The following is a 15,246-nucleotide window of genomic DNA, read 5'->3' as shown; positions in this document are numbered from 1 at the left end:
TCTTGTCCTCGCCGCCCTGCTTGCCTATCTGCGCCGTGAAGCAGTCCCGGCGGCCCGCCGCTGGGTCTGGTCCGGCGCAGCGGCAGGTCTGGCTGCAAGCATCGGCCTCGCCGTATTGCTGACCTATTCCCTCTCCCATGCCGCCTCCGGTGGCGCACGCGAGCTGATCGAAGGCATCACCGGCCTCGTCGCTGTGGTCATGATGCTCACCGTCGGCCGCTGGCTGCATGGGAAATCCAGCACGGTAGCCTGGAATAAATATGTGGACCGCCAGATGCAGGGCGCTCTGGCCAAAGGCAATCTGTGGTACCTATTCTTCATCGCTGCGCTGGCCATTTTGCGCGAAGGGGCCGAGACTACGATTTTCTACGCAGGAATGGCACCGGCCATTGATACCTCTCAACTGCTGCTCGGGATTGGCAGTGCCCTTGTGGTCCTGATTATCCTCGGCTATGCCATGATTGCACTGAGCGCCAGATTGCCGGTTGCCGCCTTCTTCCGCGCTGCTACAGTGCTGATCTACTATCTGGTGTTCCGCTTCCTCGGGGAGAGCCTTCACGCCTTGCAGATCGCCGGCAAGCTGCCCGCCCATAACGGCCACAGTCTGCCTTCCATCGGCTGGCTGGGCATATATCCGACTTGGGAGACCACCATCCCGCAGTTGCTGATTCTTGCGTTCATCCTATGGGAGCTGCTGCGCAGCAGACGGACTGCAAATAGGACAAAGGCTGCAAACGGGATCACGAAGTAAACATTTTTACTATAAAGAGCTGCAATCTGTGCGTGTGCTCCTCAAACACGCAGATTGCAGCTTTTTGTATCTCCTTCCATATGAGTTAGCCGTATTCCCATCCGCCAATGCATTAAGCAAAGATGAATTAGTGGAAAAACGTCACTTACTAAAAGAGTAGAATCCTTTTTAAGGATGATAGATGGAAAAACAGCAGTTAATTTTGCCGCAATCAGCTTAAAATGGAATTTGAGCAAAATTAAACAGCAAAAATCCAATTATTTTCCACAACAAACTGAATTATGAGTTAACAAGTAACAAAAATCCAACTGTTTCCTCTTACAATAATCCTTCCATCCTCCTCTCCTCCATTCCTTTCACCCACACTCCCCTACCACAAATCCACCACCTCCATCTCCTTAATTCAGCCCCAGATCAGCCTTAAACCAAACTGCCTATTGCAACCTTCCGCAATTTGTTTTATTCTGAATATGAAAATAATTTTCTTTAAAAGAGTAATAATTTTGTAAAACAATTTCATAATCGGTACATTAGGCAAAGCTAAGTATATCCATACTACATGTCCATTTCTGCATTTTCATTCTATAAGTAGAGAAAGCTACATGAATCTGAATCTATAGAAAAGAAGGTGAACGCTTGTCTCCCATTCTGCATGCTCTGGAGCATGACAAGCCCAAGCTGTCGCAAATGGAACGCAAGCTGGCTGAGCGTATTCTGGCCTCGCCCGGGGAGATTGTCCATATGGGCATCACCGAGCTGGCGGAGGAATGCGGCATCAGCACAGCGACGATTACGCGGTTCTGCAAAGCGCTGCACTTCAAGGGGTATCCCGATTTCAAGCTCAAGCTGGCGGCTGAGCTGGCGCATAGCGATGGCTCGCCGGAGACCGGCAGCTCCTCTTATCAGGACATCGTGGCCGGCAATCCGCTGCAATTCATTGTAGAGGCCATGCAGGCCAACCACCTGGCCTCGATCCGGGATACCACCTCGCTGCTGGATCTGAGCCGGCTGCAGCAGGTCATTGATCTGCTGTGCCGGGCGCGGCGGGTTGATCTGTACGGGATGGCAACCTCATCCATCGTAGCCCAGGATTTCTATCAGAAGCTGATCCGTATCGGTGTGAACTGTACCGCTTTTGCCGATTCCCATATGCAGATTACTTCCGCTTCCTCACTCTCTTCCGGCGATGTAGCCTTCGCAGTCTCTTATTCAGGAGAGACCCCGGAGACGGTGGATGCCTTAACCTGTGCGGCCGCAAGCGGCGCAGCCACGGTGTCGTTAACCTCATACGGAAGCAGTACTCTCGCTACACTCGCTGATATTCCGCTGTTCTCCTCGTCTCTTGAGCAGGGCATGCGGCGCGGTGATATGGCCTCACGGATCGCACAGCTGCACATTATCGATATTCTGTTCACCGGCATGGTCAGTACCCGGTTTGGAGATTTCATCCCCAAGCTGGAGCAATCTTATCTGAACGTCCAACATTACCGTCATAAACGGGGAGGTCAAATCTAATGAACATTTTGAAATTTCAGCATGAAGAAGATTTCGCAGCCACAGGAGCTAACCTGATCGCCAGTCTGCTGCAGAGCAATCCCAGAGCCGTTCTGGGGCTGGCTACCGGAAGCTCCCCTGTCGGGGTATACGAGAAGCTGGTGGAGATGCACCGCAAGGGCAATGTCAGCTTCGCCAAGGCATCATCCTACAACCTGGACGAATATGTCGGACTGCCTGTGGATCATCCACAGAGCTACCGGAGCTTCATGAATGAGCATCTGTTCAATCACATTGATATCGACCTGGCACGCACTCATGTGCCTAACGGAAATGCTCCGGACCTTGCGGCCGAATGCCGTGCGTATGACAAGCTGCTGGAGGATAACGGTCCCGTGGATCTGCAGATCCTAGGCATCGGCAGCAATGGCCATATCGGCTTCAACGAGCCGGATGCCAGCCTGAGCAGCGGAACACATGTGGTCGATCTGCTGGAAGAGACCCTTGAAGCCAACGCCCGCTTCTTCGAGCGTGTAGAGGATGTGCCGCGTCAGGCGGTAACAATGGGCATCGGCGGAATTCTTAAGGCGAAGCAGATTGTACTGCTTGTCCGCGGGGAAGAGAAGGCGGAAGCGGTTAAAAATGCGCTGGAGGGCCCAATCACTACCCAGTGTCCCGCCTCGCTGCTGCAGAGCCATCCAAATGTGGTCGTCCTGCTGGATGAAGGAGCCGCGAAATGGCTGAAATAAACGGTGCGCACGGAGAATTGTTGTACGGTAAGGTGCTGACTCCTGACGGAATCACCGAGCAGGGTGTAATTGCCGTAGCGGATGGCTTGATTCAATATGCCGGAGAAGCCTCCTGGCTGCCCGCAGCCTATGAGAGCTGGCAGACAGTCACCCGGGAGCCGCAAGGTCTGCTGATCCCCGGATTCGTCGATGTGCATGTGCACGGCGGAGCCGGACATGACTTCATGTACAGCGATGCAGATGCGCTTGACGATATCACACGGTTCCATGCCTCACACGGGACGACCTCTATGCTTGCTACAACCATGACGGCTGCCAAGGCAGACATCGATCAGGTGTTAGCTGAGGTGGATGCTTATCGTTCCCGTGAAGGCGGCATGCCTTATGCAAGGCTGGCAGGTGTACATCTGGAGGGACCGTTCATCAGCGTGAGGTGGCCAGGAGCGCAGAATCCTGAGCACATTGTTCCGGCTAATATAGAATGGCTGGAGGAATGGGAGGAAAAGTATCCGGGAATGATCCGTCAGGTCACCCTGGCTCCTGAGCGTGAAGCTGCTCTGGAAGCTATCCAGTGGCTGCGCAAGCATGGCATTACGGCTGCGCTCGGCCACACAGATGCCACATTCGAGCAGGTGATTACCGCTGCCGATGCCGGGCTGAACCAGGCGGTACACATGTTCAATGCTATGACGCCGCTGCATCACCGCAAGCCGGGAACGGCCGGTGCCGTCCTGTTCGATCCCCGGATCAGAGCAGAGGTCATTGCCGACGGCATCCATGTTCATCCGGCAGCCATCAGCCTCATTACCCGGCTCAAAAACAATCATAATCTGCTGCTGATCACAGATGCCATGTCAGCAACCGGACTCAGCGACGGAGAATATGCCATAGGTGATCTGCCTGTGATCGTCAAGGACGGCATAGCCACGCTGAAGGAGCACCCCGAAGCGCTGGCCGGCAGCACACTGACGATGATTAGCGGGTTCCGTTATCTGGTTCAGGAGGTTGGTCTCAGTCTGCTGGAAGCCTCACAGGCTGCCAGCCTTAATCCGGCGCTGTCGCTCGGCATGCAGCGGTCTATCGGAACGCTTGAGGCAGGGAAGCGCGGCGATATTCTGCAGCTGGATCAAGACCTGAACCTGCGGGGCGTATGGATCGGCGGACGCAAGCTGGAGGCCTAATCCGGATAAGACACAGCTTCGTATTTGTATAAACGCAGGCAATGCAGCCCTCTCACCCGGCTTTCCGGTGAGAGGGCTGCATTGTTTGCGTCTGTCTTCATTCACTTTTGCCCTTCTGTGCCCGTCATTTGAATAAGTCTCATATCCCTCTGGAATACTATCTTCATTCAAGGCACTATGCTGTCGCGCTTGCTTACTGTCCGCTGCGCGCAGGGAAAATCCGTTCCGCCATGATGCGGAATTCATTCGCGAAGCCTCTGAGCGGATGTCCGGCACGAAATTCCCGGGCATAATAATCGGCCCGTTCCACGAAATCCGGGTTCGCCGAGACATAGACATTGCTGACGTATGTGTTGCCTTTTTTAACCTCTGCGGCGATTTTGTTCTTGATCTCCCCCGGAAGCGTGTCTTTATCATCCCCCATACTGCTTCTGGACATCAGCCCGTTATTGCCGTTCCCCGGATAATCTTCGGGAGCTGCCATACCTGTACCGCCAATGGTTCCAGTGCCTGTCAGACTTCCCGGAATGCCGGCCATGGAGCCGCCTGTTCCCGTCATTCCCGGAACCCCCGCAGCAGTTCCTCTTCCGGTAGCTTTCTCGCGGGTGGTACTCCGGGTGTGAACCTTGCCCGAAGCATCCTCCAGCATTACAGCGACATAAGCGCTTCTGCCAACCATAATAACGTTAGCTGAACGGACTTCCCGCATCGCCGCAACATGGTCAGCCAATTCCTTACTCATCTCCATGCTGCCGAAGTCATCGTCACGGTTCATGTCCCGTGCGGAGTTCACGTGGATTCGCCCGTCTGTCCCCCGTACACTTTTCGTCTGCATATTGCCGCTATCTGCCGAATGGCCGGCACCGCAGCCGGTCATACTTATGGTGCCGAGCAGCAAGGCTGCAGACACGGACAAGCCTAATTTCGATCGCAACATTCCTTCATCCCCCATCACAGAATAATGTAGTGTAGTGTGACAACCCTTAGCATGGCTCCTCCGCTGCCCGGTTATCCAGAAAGGATTTGGCAGAGCTGCCCCCATAGTCACATGTAAGAGAACTCCGGCGTATCTTATATAACAGCAGACTGTGTTTCTCCGCGAGAGTCCAGATCAGGAGGGGTAAGCTTGAGAATTCTATTTACGTTTTATGTACCGAGCGGCGGGGTTGAGACCCTGAACAGACTGCGGTGTGAGAGCCTTCAGAAGAACGGCATCGAATGCCATGTGCTCTATCTCATGCCGGGGTCCGGCACCCACAATAGTGTAAGCTTCCCGGTATTTGTCACGAACCAGGATGAAGAGATCAGAACGGTACTGAATACCCATCATTATGACGCCATTATCGTAACCTCCGATTATCTGCTGCTCGAACGCCTGCGCCGGCTGGGGTATGGCGGCATCCTGATCTACGAGTCCCAGGGTCTGGGAACACGAAGCGAAGCCCGCAATGTGATTATAGATTCCGTGCCTTATCTGCAAGCCTTCTGCAATGCCGTGCTGATTCCACCCACCGATCATTTACTGGAGCTGTTTATCGAGATCTGCCCCTGGCTGCAGCGCTATGTTATTCCGAACCTCGTGGATGTACAAGGATTCCGTTATATCCCAGCCGAGGCGCCCGTTGATCCTGTCATCGCCTGGGTAGGGCGGCTGGAATCCAACAAGAATTGGAGCGAGTACCTGAAGATTGCCCACCATATCCGTAAAGCGAAACCTAACCTGCATCTCTGGATGTTCCATGATCCGAGCTTGGCCTCCGATGACCAGAAGGCAGCATTCGATGAAGAGCTGCATGCTCTTGGCCTGAATGACCGGCTGAATGTGTTCACAAATATGCCTAACCAGATGATGCCTGTCTACTATTCATCGATTGCTGCTTCAGGAGGCTTCCTGCTGTCCAGCTCTGTCACAGAAGGCTTCGGATATGCCGTAGCTGAGGCTGTCTGCTGCTCCTGTCCTGTACTCAGTACGGATTCCGACGGGGTCAGATCCTTCATCACCCATAATATTACCGGCAAATTCTATCCGCTTGGCAATGTGGAGGCAGCTGTGAACGAAGGCCTGGAGCTGATGAATAACATTCCGCTACGTGAAGCCATTTGCTATCAGGGCCGCCAGCATATGGTTACGCATTTTGGATTCGATCAGTATGCGCATTCCTTCCGCGAGATGATGAATTCCTTCTCTATCTTCTAACTATTGCAAGCTTCATATCCCCTGTATTCCGGCAAAAAACCTTCAACCCCCAGCATCAGCCGGGGGTTGAAGGTTTCTCTGTGTATGGCATTCTGCCCTGAGGCATTACGTACCTTGTCTGGACACCATCTCAAACAGCTCAGCCTGGAAAATCTTCACGCTTCTCTCCCAGGTAAACTGCAAGGAATCCCGCTCTCCTCTGGCAGCCAGACGCCGGCGAAGCTCCTGGTCCTTAATGAGCGTCACGATATCCGCAGCAAGACGGTTCTCATGCCGATACGACATCAGGCAGTTCTGCCCGTGTGCGCAGTATTCGAGGTTCCCTCCTGAATATACGGTGACCAGCGCCGCACCGCAGCGCATCGCCTCCAGCCCCGGCAACGAACCGGCGTCATTGGTACTTGAGCTGACAAAAATATCTGTCTCATTATAATGATAAGCCAGCTCATTGTCATTGCCGGGTGTCCTAAGCTGATAGCGACCGGTGTTGAGCAAGGCCTGCAGACTCAACGAGGCCGCAAATTCAGCAGGAGGGGTCATAATATAGATCTCCACCTCAGGATGAAGCCGCTTGACCATATCAAGCTGCTGAATCAGATATTCCTGCTCCCGGTGGCCGGAAAATCCGCCTTCTGGGCGCCGCATAATGGCCGAGATGATCAGCGGCCGGTCCGGAGTGTCGCGTAAATGCGTATTATGGAAATCCGAATCAACACCGACCGGAACAATTCTGCCCTTAATGCCATGATTGATCCGTATGACCTCCTGCTGCCAGCGCGACAGTACAAGCAGGTTGCGGGTAATGCCGTAGGAAGCAAACGACTGATTATTATCCGGCAGGAAATTCGGCTCATAGCATAAAGCCAACCGGATATGAAGCCCCTTGCCCTGCCGGCTGGCCCGCTCGGCAACCGGAACGGTTGTATAATAATTGGAGATAATTACATCCCCATAAGGAAAATCATGTTCCGTAAGTACCGTAGCGGGTGCAGTAATAATCGGACATTTCATCTCATATTCAACAAAGCCATGGCTGGGCAAAAGAACAACGACCTCATGGCCAATTTCAGCCAGACGGTTAGCCAGCTCGGTTATCATCCGCTGCGCGCCGCCTCTGGATAAGGTCAGAACCGGAAAGGTCAGTCTCAATTCCTTCTCTCCTTTCTCAGCAGCTCCGTCAATTTACCCCTGTGCATGAACTGCACCTTGGCAATTTCCCGGTTCTGCGCTTCGCTGTGCAGGACCGAGCCCATCTCATTATGGACGCGGTAATCCAGCAGCGGCTCTTCTATATAAGACCACTCATAATGAGGCAGAATCCGCAGCCACATATCATAATCCTGTGTATACAGGAGGGTCTCATTAAACATACCGACCCTAGAGAGGATCTCCATATCTAACAGCACCGTGCTGCCGTTCACCGGACAGCCGGACATCATGGTCTGTATGAGGGCCGGCCTGCTCCAGGCCGGCATTCGGACTATATCGGAGAACCGCTGCCCGTACTCATTAATATAGTAGTAAGCCGTATGATTGAAGGAGGTGCCCGAGCTGCGGATGGATTCTATCTGCCGTCTGATTTTATCGGGATGAAACAGATCGTCCGCGCTTAACCAGGCAAAATAAGCTCCGCTTGCCACCTCGATTCCCTTATTGAGGGCCGAGCCAGTCCCTCCGTTGGTCTTGCGGACATACACAATCCGGCTTCTATAGGCGTCAAGCTTCTCCGTATGGAGCGTTGAGCCGTCATCCACCACGATCAGCTCAATATCCGTGTAGCTCTGGGCCAGCACGCTTTCGACCGCCAGAGATACGTAAGGACAATTATAGAACGGAATTACCACCGAGACCTTGGTCTTCTGATTCATGCCCCGGCCTCCTCCCTGAGTCATTTATACGGTCTTGCAGGCGAGCAGGGCGTCCAGCGGAGCGTGATTCTCACCGAAGGCTTCCCGGAATGAAGGATTCTCCGCATGGTGAAAGCCCTTCAGTACAGTTACAGCGTAGCCCAGCTTCAGAAAATCCTCAGGCTCCCAGCCGCTCCAGTGTTTCTGGTAATACTCTCCATGCAGATTGAAATGGTCCTTTCCCTCCTGCGGGAAGAAGCCCCGCGGTGTAAATACGACGACACGGTTCGCAGCGATGAGCTCTGCCTTACGCAGCAGTTCCATGCCTTCACTCATCGAGAAATGCTCCAGCGAATCGATCAGAGTAACCGCAGAGAAGGTTCCCGGCAGGAACAGCTTATCGATATGACCGGCATCGGCATGAACCGGAATGATATGGGGAGCCTTGTATTTGCGGTGCAGCAGATAAGGCCTGTGGATATCCAGCCCCAGCACCACAGCGGCTTCATACCGCTCCAGCAGCGTACCGGTACCGCTACCGATATCCAGTATACTCTCGGAGAATTTCAGCTGCTCCAGCAGGACCGGCAGGAAGTCTTTCACTTCGATTTCCCGGTACATATGCTCTCCCTCCTAAGCGTTAGTTGCCTGACCTTGGGCTGTGCTGCAGTGCCGGCTGTGCGCTCCGGCAGCTAGCCGCCCATGGAGGCAATGAGGGCGCTTAACGGAGCGTGATAACGGGCACTGGTTGCTGCAGCTTCAGCCATAATGACATCGTAGTGTCTGAGCGTGCCCATTCCCTCATGCCGGCGGTAAGCCGTCAAGGACTGGTTCAGCATCACCGGTGCATAACCGTTCAGAATCGCCCGGTACCACAGATCATAATCATGGGTATACGGCAGTGCTTCATCGAACATCCCGATGGCTCCGAAGATCTCCCGCTTGAACATCACCGTACAGCCGTTGATGGGATTGCCGTACAGGAAGCAGCGCAGATATTCAAGCTGGTTCGGGAATACGGCCGCAGCATTCAGCTCCATAGCCTGCGAGTTTCCGTTAATGTAATTGAAGTTGGTGTACGAGATCAGCAAACGGTTCTGTTCCATGAACAGAACCTGATTATTGATCTTGTCACGATAGAACATATCATCCGAGCTGAGCCAGACTACATAATCTCCCGTGGCATGCGCAATACCGTGGTTAAGTGCCGAAGCGGTGCCGCCGTTGGCCTTGCCCAGATAGTGAATGTAGGGCAGATAAGGGGTAATCCGCTCTGCATGCAGAGTTGAACCGTCATCCACTACGATAATCTCATAAGGCTGCCAGGATTGGCTTATGGCGCTCTGCAGCGCCTGCTCAATATAAGGGCAATTGTAAAAAGGAATAACTACGGATACTCTGGGCTTCATAACAACCTTCCTTCCTTACCGGCCCTTGTATAGCCGATAATATCCGCCAGCGAACGGTCCAGCGCAATCTCCGGCATCCAGCCGGAAATAACAGCATAGTCCCCCGATTTTTCAGGCGGTACCTTACTATCAGCAGATTCAAATGGAGGCTTCGCCGGAACGGCAGGTGTCGGGGAAGGATTGCCCCGACTGTGCTCCTCCTGCGGGCCCCAGTCCATCGCAACCGGAGCTGCGGCATGGGCCAGCAGCTTCGCCGCAACCTCCCCCAGCTCCCGCTCTGTCCCGGAATCAATGCGGTAGATCCTTCCTGTCTCGCCCGAATCCAGAATGAAGCCATAGGCCCTGACCGCATCACGCACATCCAGAAAGTCACGCAGCGCATGGCGAGAGGAGAGCCGAAACGCAGCAGGTGCAGCCGATCCGGTTACAGCGGCTGCTTCACTGCGCACAATATGCTGTGCCAGCAGGGAACAGAAGCCTGTGGACGGACCCGGACCAATCAGGTTCGAGGGCTCCGCCATCAGCACCGGCTGTGCAAACAGCGTTGCCCAGGCCAGCGATACCAGCTCCTCCAGCGTCTTGCTAAGGCTATAGGGATGGGGCGGGTCTGCCGCACCCGGTCTATACTTAAGCCGGGAGCCGGCCACCAGAATACGGCTGGCCGGCTGGACACGCAGCGCCTCAAGCAAATATAGAGTAGCCATTACATTGGTCTCCATGTAGAGCAGCGGGTCTCTCCAGGACTCCGGGACCGAATTCTTGCCTGCCAGGTGCAGCACCTGATCCGGCTTCACCGCTCCAATCATTGCCGCCACAGCCCTGCGGTCCCCCAGGTCACAGACATACTGCTGAACGCCGTCCGGGAACAACTCCGCAGCTGGCTTGCGTCGGACTACAGCAGTCACCTCCGCTCCTCCGGCGGCAAAGTAGGCCACGGCATGCCTGCCGGTAAAGCCGGAAGCTCCGGTAATAAGGAGACGCCGCCCGCTCATGTCAGCAGCTCTGAGCTGCGCATAAAGTCGGCAAGCTCGCTAAGCATCCGGGGATAGGAAGGCAGCTCAATCGTGACATCGCTTCTCGTGCTGATCAGCGTCCGGTCCTGAACCGGCGTCTGCTGCGGGATGATCTCAACATCCTCTTTATGAAATGCGGTCTGCATCATCTGCAGCAGCTGATATTTGCTTACGGGCTGCGGGTGGGCCAGATGAATCAGCCCGGAGAGATCCGAGTCCAGCAGGGAATCGATGGCTTTGGCCAGCTCCAGGGTGGTGACTCCATTCCACATCACGCATTCATATCCGGTTACCCGGCCTTTCTGGGCCAGAAACCATTCCATGAGGCCGATTCCGCCGGAGCGGATCTCGGGCCCGATAATGGAGGTACGGATCGTGAGATGTCCGGGATCGCGCACTTCTCCAAGACTCTTGGTGAGGGCGTAGACCGAGGTTCCATCCGCGGCATCCTCCTCCGTATATCCGCCGCGTGTTCCTTCGAACACGCAGTCGGAGCTGATATGGATGAGCCGGGCATGTATCTGGTCCGCTGCCCGCCGCAGGCGGTGGGGCAGAAATCCGTTGACATGATACGCGCCGATCCGGTCCCGTTCGGCGAATTGATTGAGTACCCCCATCGCATTAATAATGCAATGGGGGGAGACGATTTCAACCAGCTTCTCTACACCGGCGATGTCGTCGGCGTCTACATACAACCCTCCAAGATCCTTCTTATCCCGGGTTGTATGGAAGATGTGGTGCTTGCCCTGGCGGCGAAAATACTCCGCCAGCATATGACCTGCCATACCATTTCCGCCGAGAATCAGGAGCTTCACTGGAGGAACCCTCCCCGGATCAGGATATCTTTGATTTCAGCCTGCTCCATCAGATGATTCTCCGAGCTGAAGCTGCTGAAGGACACATGAGGGAAATGACGGTAATGCTCCTTCAGCTCCGGCATATCGAGTGTGGGCAGAATAACCAGGTACTGCTCATCGTAGACCACCGTAGTCAGGCTCTCGAAATCGCTCATCAGGATCTCATGGATTTTCTCACCCGGGCGGATGCCGGTCTCGATCATACTGACATCCGTCCGGCCGGAAGCTTCAATCAGCACATCGGCCAAATCCACGATCCGGCAGGTAGGCATGGTCATGACAAAGATCTCTCCGCCGATACTGACATCGGAAGCCTTGAACAGCAGGGTAATGGCATCGCGCAGGGTGAAAAAAAACCGGGTCATGTTCATATCCGTAATCTTTACCTGTCCCTTGTCCTTGATCTGCTTCATGAACAGATGGACCACGCTGCCGTTCGTACCCAGCACATTGCCTCCGCGCACCGTAACAAACTTGGTGCCTGAGCCGATCAGATTGGCATAGACGAACAGCTTCTCACCGATGGCCTTGGTCATACCGTAGAAGTTCGACGGATTGGCCGCCTTGTCGGTAGAAATGTAGATCGCCTTCTCCACATTGTTGGCAATCGCGGCTTCGATGACATTTTGTGTGCCGACCACATTCGTCTTGAGCGCCTCGTACGGCTGGTCCTCGCAGACGGGTACATGCTTGAGCGCGGCCAGATGGAAGACATAATCCACACCGCGGCAGGCAGCCACCAGCGCATCCTTGTCACGGATATCGCCGATGATGAAGCTGAGATGCTTATCTTCAAATTCACGGCTCATGGCTACCTGTGCAGACTCACTGCGGGAGAATACGATGATTTCTTTGGGATGTTGCGGCAGCAGCTGCCGGATCAGCTCATGCCCCCAGGAACCGGTACCGCCTGTAACCAGAATCCGTTTATTATTGAACATGCAGGTTCCCTCCAAGCAGAAATTTAACTACCTTTACCGAGACACCTTGGGCAAGATACCCTTCCGGCGCCTCCCAATCGGGCTTAAGCGACGTCATCAGCACGGTGCAGCGCAGAATGCTGTTCTGTTCTACCCCGGACACTACATTACTTCCGCAATCGATAGTTTCCGGGCGTTCTGTCGTCCGGCGTATGGTCACCGTAGGCACTCCCATCAGGCAACATTCTTCTTGAACGGTGCCGCTGTCGGTAATGGCGCACAGGGCATAACGTTCCAGATGAACAAAGTCAAAAAATCCGAAAGGTTCGTGAAACTCCACCAGCGGGTTCATACTCAGCGGGAACTGCTCCGTAAGCTTGGAGCGTGTACGGGGATGGATGCTGCAGATCAGGCGGAGTCCCAAATGCTCAGCCACCAGGTTCAGCCCGGACATAATCTGGAGCAGCGACTCCGGATCATCGACATTCTCGGCCCGGTGGGCTGTTACCAGCAGATACCGGCCGGCTTCAAGCTTCAGCCGGGACAGGATGTCACTGGCCGCGATCTGCTCTTCGTAATGCGTAATCACCTCATGGATGGGGTTGCCGGTTAACACGATACGCTGGCTGGGGAACCCTTCGCTGAGCAGATGTCTCTTACTCTGCTGGGTATAGGGCATATTTATGGTGGAGACGGCATCTATGACACGGCGGTTTTTCTCCTCCGGCACTTTCAGATCGTAACAGCGGTTGCCTGCTTCCATATGCACCACAGGGATGCCCATCCGCTCGGCCAGAATGGCACATAGCGCACTGTTGGTATCCCCCAGCAGCAGCACGCGGTCCGGCTGCTCTTGAAGCAGAATGCTCTCCAGACTGCCGAACATGGCGGCCAGCTGACCCCCGAGTCCGGCCTGCTTATCCTGCAGCACGTAGTCCGGTGCGCGGAGTCCCAGCTCAGCGAAGAATACCCCGCTGAGGCTGGCCGTGAAATTCTGTCCCGTATGCACCAGCACATGCCGCTCCGCATACCGGTCCAGCAGCGGAATGATAACGCTAAGGCGGATGATCTCGGGCCGCGTGCCCAAAATCGTCATGATCTTCATGGGTTCACTCCCCTTTGATTATGGCCTGCCCTTAGGAACCGGGCAGGCTGCTCAGGATGCCTTACGCCGCCGCTTGCTCTGGCGGCTTCCGGCCTGGCCCGCGCGGCGCTTCTTGCCGCCGCCGCTGGCCCGACGGCGCGCGGAGCCTGCCGCGCGCTTCTTGCGGCGCGGGCGCGTTCCAGCCGCGCCGCTCCGGGACTTGGCGCGGCGCAGCCTGCCGCGCCGCAGCTTCGCGGCCCGCAGCCGTGCGGCGCGGCGCCCGGTCTTGCCCCGTGTCGGCTGTGCCGCGGGGGCGCTCTTCCCGCCCGCCGGCGCAGCTGCGGGCGGGGCTTCCGGGCCGCCGATGAGCTGCGGCGGCTGGAGGCAGTAGCGGAGATGCCACCTCTCCGCTAAGCCTTGCAGCCGGACGCGGTAAGCCGCCGGGCCGTAGACGGCCTCGATGCGCTCCCGCGCCTGCCGGCCAATGCCGGCCGCCATCGCCTGGTCGACCAGCAGCGCGTTCACCCGCCCGGCCAGCGCATCCATGTCTCCCGCAGGCACTAGCAGCTCGCCGCAGCCTGCGGCGTCCAGAATCTCCCGCAGGCCGCCGGAATCATAAGCGACAACCGGCTTGCTGAAGGCATAGCCCTCCAGGGCGGTCATGCCGAAGCCTTCCCGGATCAGGCTGGGAACAACAAGCAGATCCATCGCGCAGTAAGCGGCCGGCAGACATTCTTCGTACCCGACAAACCGGAAGCGTGAGGTCAGACCCTCCAGCTTCACCTTGCGGACACAGCGCTCATAGTAGCTTTTATCCCCGGGAGTCCCAACTACGAGGTAGCGGGCAGCCGGATGCTGCTCATGCACCAGAACCGCCATCTTGACGAAATGCTCCAGCCCCTTCTCCTTATTAATGAAGGAAGAGACATAGCCGATCAGCGGGTCCCCCGGGGCGATCTTCAGCTCACTCCGCCGTTCCCCGCGCAGCTTGCTCCAGGCCTCGAACATCAAATCCGCGTCACTCCATGACGGAGGAAGCTGGGTCACTTTGCTATCGCGGATCTCCTCGGGGAAGCATGCTGCCGCTGTCTGTGAAATCGCCAGAATCTCATCGCTGTTGTTGTGGATCAGCTCTACGCTGATCGGGGTGAACTCGTTGTCTGTAATGGTCTCCGAGATCTTCCAGATCACTGGTATGCCCAGTGACTTCGCCGCGATTGGCGGCAGGGCATGCACACAGGTGCTGGTGATCACGAAGGACGGACGGAGCTCCGCAAGCCAGTGAGTCAGCTCATGATATTCCCGGCCCTCCTGCAGCTTGCGGATATCTGCCGGAAGACCGGCATAGGGAGTGTACACTCCATAGACCAGCGGAATAGACATCAGCCGGACTTGAAGGCCGTAGCTCCGGGCCAGCTGTGTCAGCTTCCCGTCCTGCGGGGCTACGAGGATACAATTGAAGTAAGGAGACAGCTCCCGGCTGAAGAATAACAGCAGCTTCTCCGCACCCGTAATACTGCGCGTGTTGGAGACATGGGAAAAGAGGACGATCGTCGCTTTGTCGGCCATGGTGTCTCGGCGCTCCCCTGCGAAGGGCTGTGGAGCAGCCATTCACCTCCTAAAATTTGAATGCACACAATCTACTATCACTCAGCAGTGCTCCTGCTTGGGACGGGTATATTAGCTGACAGGCTAACATCTCTGCCCGGTACTCCAGTATATTGAGGGGGCACAGATGCCGGCA

General features: G+C 55.6%; 15 protein-coding genes. 5 read left to right on the top strand and 10 right to left on the bottom strand.

All coding sequences use genetic code 11. The annotated features are described in order from the left end of the window. From C173_RS18320 to nagA, 4 genes are all read left to right on the top strand, one after another. A partial coding sequence (locus C173_RS18320; protein ID WP_036727154.1) for an FTR1 family iron permease occupies nucleotides 1-751 on the top strand: 751 nt, incomplete at its 5' end. A 636-nt stretch (nucleotides 752-1,387) separates the two neighbouring features. Further along, nucleotides 1,388-2,266, top strand: a complete 879-nt coding sequence (locus tag C173_RS18315; RefSeq protein WP_036727152.1) for a MurR/RpiR family transcriptional regulator — start codon at nucleotides 1,388-1,390, stop codon at nucleotides 2,264-2,266. Next, nucleotides 2,266-2,994 (top strand): glucosamine-6-phosphate deaminase, encoded by a 729-nt coding sequence (nagB, locus tag C173_RS18310; protein WP_036727151.1) that lies wholly within the window; start codon nucleotides 2,266-2,268, stop codon nucleotides 2,992-2,994. The genes C173_RS18315 and nagB overlap by 1 nt, the downstream gene beginning before the upstream one ends. Then, nucleotides 2,982-4,175, top strand: coding sequence for an N-acetylglucosamine-6-phosphate deacetylase (nagA, locus tag C173_RS18305; protein WP_036727149.1), 1,194 nt, complete (start codon nucleotides 2,982-2,984; stop codon nucleotides 4,173-4,175). Before nagB ends, nagA begins: the two co-directional genes overlap by 13 nt. 193 nt (nucleotides 4,176-4,368) lie before the next feature. Here nagA and C173_RS32945 read toward each other — a convergent pair whose 3' ends face one another. Further along, on the bottom strand, nucleotides 4,369-5,112 hold the full coding sequence (locus C173_RS32945; protein ID WP_051478159.1) for a YhcN/YlaJ family sporulation lipoprotein: 744 nt from the start codon (nucleotides 5,110-5,112) through the stop codon (nucleotides 4,369-4,371). Between the two features lie 189 nt (nucleotides 5,113-5,301). Here C173_RS32945 and C173_RS18295 point away from each other — a divergent pair, with 189 nt between their 5' ends. Continuing rightward, nucleotides 5,302-6,372: a glycosyltransferase family 4 protein gene (locus C173_RS18295; RefSeq protein WP_036727148.1), complete on the top strand. Its 1,071-nt coding sequence runs from the start codon at nucleotides 5,302-5,304 to the stop codon at nucleotides 6,370-6,372. A 105-nt stretch (nucleotides 6,373-6,477) separates the two neighbouring features. On the opposite strand, the gene C173_RS18290 is transcribed toward C173_RS18295, so the two are convergent. The 9 genes from C173_RS18290 to C173_RS18250 form a co-directional block, all read right to left on the bottom strand. Continuing rightward, nucleotides 6,478-7,521 carry a glycosyltransferase family 4 protein gene (locus C173_RS18290; protein WP_036727146.1) on the bottom strand — a complete coding sequence of 348 codons (1,044 nt, stop codon included), beginning with the start codon at nucleotides 7,519-7,521 and terminating at the stop codon, nucleotides 6,478-6,480. Then, complete coding sequence (locus C173_RS18285) at nucleotides 7,518-8,240, bottom strand: glycosyltransferase family 2 protein (RefSeq protein ID WP_036727144.1); 723 nt, start codon at nucleotides 8,238-8,240, stop codon at nucleotides 7,518-7,520. The genes C173_RS18290 and C173_RS18285 overlap by 4 nt, the downstream gene beginning before the upstream one ends. Before the next feature lie 24 nt (nucleotides 8,241-8,264). Next, nucleotides 8,265-8,840: a class I SAM-dependent methyltransferase gene (locus C173_RS18280; protein WP_036727142.1), complete on the bottom strand. Its 576-nt coding sequence runs from the start codon at nucleotides 8,838-8,840 to the stop codon at nucleotides 8,265-8,267. 71 nt (nucleotides 8,841-8,911) lie between these two features. Continuing rightward, nucleotides 8,912-9,628 (bottom strand): glycosyltransferase, encoded by a 717-nt coding sequence (locus C173_RS18275; RefSeq protein ID WP_036727141.1) that lies wholly within the window; start codon nucleotides 9,626-9,628, stop codon nucleotides 8,912-8,914. Further along, nucleotides 9,625-10,620 (bottom strand): NAD-dependent epimerase/dehydratase family protein, encoded by a 996-nt coding sequence (locus C173_RS18270; RefSeq protein ID WP_036727139.1) that lies wholly within the window; start codon nucleotides 10,618-10,620, stop codon nucleotides 9,625-9,627. The genes C173_RS18275 and C173_RS18270 overlap by 4 nt, the downstream gene beginning before the upstream one ends. Further along, nucleotides 10,617-11,456 carry a dTDP-4-dehydrorhamnose reductase family protein gene (locus tag C173_RS18265; RefSeq protein WP_036727137.1) on the bottom strand — a complete coding sequence of 280 codons (840 nt, stop codon included), beginning with the start codon at nucleotides 11,454-11,456 and terminating at the stop codon, nucleotides 10,617-10,619. The genes C173_RS18270 and C173_RS18265 overlap by 4 nt, the downstream gene beginning before the upstream one ends. After that, complete coding sequence (locus C173_RS18260) at nucleotides 11,453-12,439, bottom strand: polysaccharide biosynthesis protein (protein ID WP_036727136.1); 987 nt, start codon at nucleotides 12,437-12,439, stop codon at nucleotides 11,453-11,455. The genes C173_RS18265 and C173_RS18260 overlap by 4 nt, the downstream gene beginning before the upstream one ends. Then, nucleotides 12,429-13,523, bottom strand: coding sequence for a non-hydrolyzing UDP-N-acetylglucosamine 2-epimerase (wecB, locus tag C173_RS18255; protein WP_036727134.1), 1,095 nt, complete (start codon nucleotides 13,521-13,523; stop codon nucleotides 12,429-12,431). The genes C173_RS18260 and wecB overlap by 11 nt, the downstream gene beginning before the upstream one ends. A 51-nt stretch (nucleotides 13,524-13,574) precedes the next feature. Then, nucleotides 13,575-15,113 carry a glycosyltransferase family 4 protein gene (locus C173_RS18250; protein ID WP_051478158.1) on the bottom strand — a complete coding sequence of 513 codons (1,539 nt, stop codon included), beginning with the start codon at nucleotides 15,111-15,113 and terminating at the stop codon, nucleotides 13,575-13,577. Nucleotides 15,114-15,246 lie beyond the last annotated feature (133 nt).

The sequence above is a fragment of the Paenibacillus sp. FSL R7-277 genome, assembly GCF_000517965.1.
Taxonomy (GTDB): domain Bacteria; phylum Bacillota; class Bacilli; order Paenibacillales; family Paenibacillaceae; genus Paenibacillus_AQ; species Paenibacillus_AQ silagei.
Note: the sequence above shows the minus strand (reverse complement) of the source record. Positions and strands in the feature narration are given on the sequence as shown.